Source organism: Deltaproteobacteria bacterium, assembly GCA_016930875.1.
Taxonomy (GTDB): Bacteria; Desulfobacterota; Desulfobacteria; order Desulfobacterales.
The window spans coordinates 1-6,396 of sequence record JAFGFW010000005.1 but is presented as its reverse complement, the minus strand read 5'-3'; the positions used below and the strand labels follow the sequence as shown (position 1 = coordinate 6,396).

Sequence of the window (6,396 nt, the reverse complement as noted above, 5' to 3'; positions counted from 1 at the left end):
TTTCAAAACAATTCCGTACGGCATAAATGTAACCTGTGAACGGTTACCAAATCTATCGGATAAGAAGAAACGTTACTGCAAAAAAAAAGCAAAACATACAGCTTTGTAAAGATCTTGGCTGATAGGCTGACCCTTCGCCGTGGCAAGGCTTGCCAGTGATTCTGGAGTGGATTAAGCAAGGAGAGGTTGTTAAGAAAATGCTTTGAAAGCTGATTATTTTATGCCCCCGATGGTCTAATACAGGGAAAGGGAAATTGTTGAAATGTTTTTACACAAGCCAGCGGAAAGCTTGGGAAAATCGGAGACCGAAAAAAGGCGGGCTCCTTCATACAAAGATGGGAAACAGCCCTCTGTACTGCTCTGTGGTCTTATTATAGCGGTTACTCTGACCGCTATCGCTGTGACGATCTTTCTTGGTCAAAGAAATCATCATGAAACGGTGCGGTTAGCCACTGAGCAGTTCAACCGGCAGCAGTTGATATTGGCCCGTTCCGCTGGTACAGGAATCGAGACTTTCATGGCTGATGTGGATGATGACCTGCTTGCTTTGTCAAATTTCGCGGTTGTGCAGAGGATGGAACCCGGGATACTTGAGCGCATGGAAGTTTTGTACACGGGGATTCCAACGCAAACATCATTCCGACGGCTGGACAAAAACGGCATCCTCCGGTTCATCTATCCCAACGAGGGCTGGCGGAAAGACCTGATAGGACGGGACTACAGCCAGGAGACTTTCTTTCAAAATGCCAGAGAGACCGGGGAGGTTGCCATCTCCGGGTTGATCATCAATGAGGCGGGCCAGAGACGCATACGGATAGCGAGGCCTGTCTGTATTGAGGGCGAGAGCGGAGACAGAGAATTCAACGGAGTCATAGTGTGTTCTGTTGATCCAAGCACGATGAGCAAGCCATATGTCTCCCCCATTGTATCGGGAGAGACCCGCTATGCCGCCTGGCTGCTGAATGAAGACGGCATCTTCCTGGCCCATTACGAAGAGGCGTTCGTGGGTCGAGATGCCTTCAAGGTGCGGGCAGAGACAAACCCCGAGCTGTCCTACGTCGCGATAGACAGCATCCAGCGGCACATGATGGCGGGGGAGGAAGGAGTGAGCCGCTATGTCTCAGGATGGCATTGGGGAGAGAGGGGAATAGTTGAAAAGTTTATTGCATACACCCCTGTCCATGTTTTTGACAAAGTCTGGTCCATGGCTGTGTGCGCTCCGGTGGATGAGGTGAAACGGATTACGAGTAAAGCATACCGCGATCATCTATACGCATTGGCCTTTGCTATCCTTATTCTGACAGCCACAGGCGCTTTCTTTTTCGTCGCCTTTTATCACTGGACACGGTCTTTGCGGCAAGAAATAGAAAGGCGAAGACAGGCAGAGGAGCGCATTGTCCACCTCAACGCCGTCCTGCGAGCCATACGCAATGTGAACCAAGTCATCACAAAGGTAAAAGACCGCCAAGAATTGCTTCAGGGCTCTTGCGACAGCCTTATCGAAACCCGCGGATATCACAGCGCCTGGATCGCCATCACAGAAAAAGATGGTAGGTTTGCAACTGCCGCACATGCAGGAGTTACCAAGAGTTTTCCGGCAATGATTGACAAGTTGAAGTCTGGAGAGCTGACGCCGTGCCTCCGGCAAGCCTTCGATCAATCCGGTGTCATGGTGGTGGCAAAATCTGCTATTGAATGCGGCGAATGCCCCCTGGTTGGAACCTATGTGGACAAAAACCGCATGATAGCTGGCCTGGAATATGAAGGCCGCGTTTATGGCTTTCTCACTGTTACGGCTGCTATCGAGATGCCTGTCGATGAGGAGGAACAAGCGTTGTTCGGCGAGGTGGCTGAAGACATCGCCTTTGCCCTGCACACCATTGAGGTGGAAGCCGAGCGCAAGCGGGGAGAGGAAGAGCTAAAAAAATTCGCTACCGCTTTGGAAGAGGCTCGAAACAATTTAGAGCAAAGGGTTGAGGAAAGGACAAGGGAACTCAAGGAGGCCCATGAGGCGCTGGTTCGCAAAGAGAGGCTTGCTGTCCTGGGGCAGTTGGCAAGCAGTGTCGGCCATGAACTCCGCAATCCTCTGGGGGTGATAAAGAATGCCTGTTATTTCCTGAATATGAAGATAAAGACGATCGAAGATGAGGCGGTTAAAGAGAACATAAAGACAATGAACTGCGAGATAGATACCGCCAATCAGATCATCACGGACCTTTTGGATTTTGTGCGCATCAAAGCGCCTGTGCGGCAGGAGGTGGACATCAATCAACTGGTCAAAGAAACATTATCCAGGTCTTTAATACCGGAAGACATCACAGTGATTACAGACCTTGCCGAGCATATAGCTCCTGTTTTCATCGATCCCGTCCAGGTAGGCCAGGTATTCCTCAACCTGACCCAAAATGCCGTGCAGGCCATGGGAGAAGGGGGGAGCCTCAAGATATCCACAAGGGTGAGAAAAGGGGCCAAGGAGGTCGTCTTTGTTGATGAGGGTTGTGGCATTCCCGAGAGCAATCTAGGGAAGATATTTGAGCCCCTGTTTACCACCAAGGCGAAAGGGATAGGTCTGGGGCTGGCGGTCTCAAAAAGTCTGGCTGAGGAAAACAGGGGGACTATTTTGGTGGAGAGCGAGGAAGGGAAAGGGAGCAGATTTACGGTGAGATTTTAGGGATTGGGGAATTTGAGGGGTGGAAAACATGATTCAGGATTCAAACAATTCCGCAATCGGCAATCGGCAATCGGCAATCGGAGAGTCGGTTAGTATCTTGATAGTTGATGACGACTTCGGGATGCTCCAAACCTTGAACTATATCCTCACGGAGAAGGGCTGTGAAGTGGAGACGGCCGCAGACGGCTTTGAGGCTGTTGAGCGGATTAAAGAAAGGGCCTTTGATGTTGTTTTAACGGACATCAAGATGCCGGGCCTGAATGGTGTGGGGTTATTGAAAGAGGTTAACAGGTTATCACCTGAAACCACCACAGTGATGATGACCGCCTATACCTTGCCTGAACTGGTCGGGGAGGCAAAGAGACAGGGGGCCGTGGCCGTGCTTCCCAAGCCTCTGGATCTGGATAAGATAATAGCCTTTATCGACGAACTTGGCGCCCGGAAGCCGATATTGATTCTGGACGATGATGTCGAATTTTGCAAGACGCTTCAGAAAATACTCAATAAGAAAGGTTGTGATACCATTTTTGCTACCGAAGTTGATAAAGCCATAAATCTTCTGTTGGAGTCCCAATGCCGAGTCGTCTTGCTGGACATGAAGCTAAATGGCATAACCGGGCTGGATGCCCTGATCGCCATCAAGAAAGCTGATCCCAGGGTAATCGTCATACTTATGACCGGCTACCGTGAGGAGATGGCGGGACTCATTGAAGAATCCCTCAAAAAGACTGCTTTTACCTGTCTTGATAAACCTTTTGATATAGAAGAACTCGTGGAATTGCTCAAAATGGTCGGCAGGAAAAGACTCCAGGAAGTACTGGGACAATGTCAGTAGACAGACAAAGCATTCTGATCATCGATGACGAGCCTAGGGCCTGTCAGTCCCTTGCATATATCCTGAACGAAGAAGGGTATGTACCCTTTTCTGTCAACAGTGGCAAGGAGGCGATTGAGGCTATTGCAGATAGGTTCTTTAACCTGGCCCTGATAGATTTGAAACTCCCTGACATTCCGGGCATCAAGGTGCTGGTAAAGATCAAGGAGTTGTCCCCGGATACCGAGGCTGTAATCATCACCGGGCACGCCTCGCTGGATACCGCGGTTCAGGCAATGCAGGATGGGGCCTTCGGCTATGTGACCAAGCCTATCGACATGGACTACCTGCTGGCTATTATTACCAGGGCCCTGGAGAAGCAGAAATCAAAAATAGAGAGAAAGGAGGCGGAGGAAGAATTAAGAAAGTCACGCGAAGAGTTACGTAACCTTTCTGCGTATTTGCAATCCGCCACAGAACAAGAGAGGACAAGTATTGCCCGTGAGATTCACGATGATTTAGGACAGGCGCTGACAGCCTTGAAAATGGACTTATCCTGGTTGGGAAAGAGATTGCCCGGAGATCAAAAATCGCTGATTGACAAAACAGAATCAATGTCAAAGCTCATTGATGCGACCATCCAAACGGTCCAAAGGCTTTCCGCACGATTGAGACCAGGGTTATTGGATGACCTTGGCCTGACAGCAGCGATCGAATGGCAGGTGAAGGAATTTGAAAATCGTACTGGAACTAAATGTGAACTTACTCGCAGCCGTGATGATTTTCCTCAAGATCGAGATCTTTGTACAGCGGTTTTTCGCATCTTTCAGGAGACGTTGACCAATGTGGCCCGGCATGCAAATGCAACGAATGTCAAAATAACCCTGAAAGAGGAACTTGATAAATTGGTGCTGGAAGTTACAGATAATGGCAAAGGGATTACAGAAAACCAGATTTCCGATCCCAAATCATTTGGGTTGATTGGAATCAGAGAACGTGCCCGTTTTTTCAATGGTGAAGTGAAAATCAGTGGAATGCAAGACAAAGGGAGTACGGTAAGGGTAAGTATTCCGGCGGGAGAGGGACAGAAGTGATCGTCGATTTGCGATTGGTTCCATTGGATTCCCGATTGCCGATTTGCGATTCTTGATTGGAGGGAAGGATGAAAGAAGAGGATTTGAAAATCGGCGTTTCGTTTTGGGTTTAATTGGAAGTTGCGTTCCAAGGTTGAAAAGAGTGTAAGCATTCACAGGGTAGCCCTTTCTGTCATTGCGAGGAGTCGGCCTTGGCGGACGACGAAGCAATCTCATGGAAGCTATAAATGGACAGGCAATACTACGTCTATATAATGACCAACAAGCATAATAAGGTCCTCTACACAGGAATAACCAACGATCTAAAGAGGAGAGTATACGAACATAAAGAAAAACTGGTTGATGGATTTACAAAGAAATATAACATTACCAGGCTCGTTTATTACGAGGTATTTGAGGACCCTGAAAATGCCATTTTGAGAGAGAAACAGGTAAAGGCTGGCTCCAGGCAAAAGAAAATTGACCTGATTAACAGCAGAAATAGGAAATGGTTTGATTTGTATGGCGAATTATGAGATTGCTTCGCTCCGCTCGCAATGACACGCCAGGCAATACCGCCATGAACCCCAGGTCGAGCCGGTCTCCGAGCAACTGCTGGACTGCTCGCAATGACACGCCAGGCAATACCGCCGTGAACCCTTACAAAAAAGTGAACAATCGCAAATTGCAAATCGCAAATGGGAGACGCTCCATGATCAAAATACTCATCGCTGATGACCACGCAATCGTTCGCCAAGGCCTGAAGCAGATTTTCGAGGGCAATCCGGACATGGTTATGGCTGATGAAGCCAGCAATGGGCAGGAAGTGCTAGATAAGGTATGGAAAAATGACTACGATATGGTGTTACTGGACATTTCCATGCCCGGAACAAGGGGATTGGATATTCTAAAACAATTAAGAACTCAAAGACCCGGACTCCCGGTTCTGATATTGACCATGCATTCTGAAGAACAATACGCGGTGCGGGCTTTAAGGGCAGGGGCCTCCGGATATTTGACCAAAGAAAGCTTGCCGGATGAATTAATAACGGCTGTGAGAAAAGTATCGCGGGGTGGAAGGTATGTCAGTGCTTCTCTTGCCGAAAAATTAGCGTTTGATTTGGAAAGGGATGCAGAAAAACCACTTCACGAGAAGCTCTCCGATCGTGAGTATGAGGTCATGCGCATGATTGCTTCGGGAAAAACGCTTAAGGAGATTGCCGAGGAACTCTGCCTGAGTATAAAAACCATCAGCACCCACCGATCCCGTATTCTGAAAAAAATGAAAATGAGAAACAATGCTGAACTAATGCATTATGTCATAAAACATGGGTTGGTGGAGTGAAAATTTAAGTCATTAGGTCACTGGGTCATTGAATACGCGAGGTAATGAGTTATGAAATTGGAAGAACTTAAGGTTTACCAGCTTGCTATGGATATTGGCCAAAGAATCTGGGAAATTGTCATTAAGTGGGATTTTTTTGCCAAAGATACGATAGGAAAGCAGTTGGTTAGAGCAGCAGATTCAGTCGCCGCCAATTTGAGCGAAGCGATGGACGGTTTTATTACAAGGAAAACAGGCAATTTTGTTATTATGGCAGAGGGTCTCTTTACGAAACCATAACCTGGATCACCAAAGCGAAGAATAGGGGATTGATCAATGATGAAGATTTTGGATCTATGCGAAAGGATATTGATACCATCGGTCTGAAACTTAACAATTACATCAATTCCATCGGCAAAAAAGCCAATAAATGACTAAATGACAAATAATGACAGCGTAGCGAAATGACATGTTAACGAAGCATAACTCCCATTAATATTCATCCCTTCTTCCT

The 6,396-nt window shown here is 47.6% G+C and carries 5 protein-coding genes and 1 pseudogene; all 6 read left to right on the top strand.

Annotated elements, in window-relative coordinates; translation table 11 throughout:
• Positions 1–262 precede the first annotated feature (262 nt).
• The 6 genes and pseudogenes from JW883_00475 to JW883_00450 all read left to right on the top strand — a co-directional run bounded on the left by JW883_00475 (position 263) and on the right by JW883_00450 (position 6,316).
• The gene (locus JW883_00475; protein ID MBN1840744.1) at positions 263–2,671 is read left to right on the top strand and encodes a GAF domain-containing protein; all 2,409 of its coding nucleotides are present in this window, start codon (positions 263–265) and stop codon (positions 2,669–2,671) included.
• A 28-nt stretch (positions 2,672–2,699) separates the two neighbouring features.
• Positions 2,700–3,506 (top strand): response regulator, encoded by an 807-nt coding sequence (locus tag JW883_00470; GenBank protein ID MBN1840743.1) that lies wholly within the window; start codon positions 2,700–2,702, stop codon positions 3,504–3,506.
• Positions 3,497–4,579 (top strand): response regulator, encoded by a 1,083-nt coding sequence (locus JW883_00465; protein MBN1840742.1) that lies wholly within the window; start codon positions 3,497–3,499, stop codon positions 4,577–4,579. Before JW883_00470 ends, JW883_00465 begins: the two co-directional genes overlap by 10 nt.
• 227 nt (positions 4,580–4,806) lie before the next feature.
• Complete coding sequence (locus tag JW883_00460; GenBank protein ID MBN1840741.1) at positions 4,807–5,094, top strand: GIY-YIG nuclease family protein; 288 nt, start codon at positions 4,807–4,809, stop codon at positions 5,092–5,094.
• A 176-nt stretch (positions 5,095–5,270) separates the two neighbouring features.
• Positions 5,271–5,903 carry a response regulator transcription factor gene (locus tag JW883_00455; GenBank protein ID MBN1840740.1) on the top strand — a complete coding sequence of 211 codons (633 nt, stop codon included), beginning with the start codon at positions 5,271–5,273 and terminating at the stop codon, positions 5,901–5,903.
• A 51-nt stretch (positions 5,904–5,954) separates the two neighbouring features.
• Positions 5,955–6,316: pseudogene (locus JW883_00450) on the top strand (four helix bundle protein).
• Positions 6,317–6,396 lie beyond the last annotated feature (80 nt).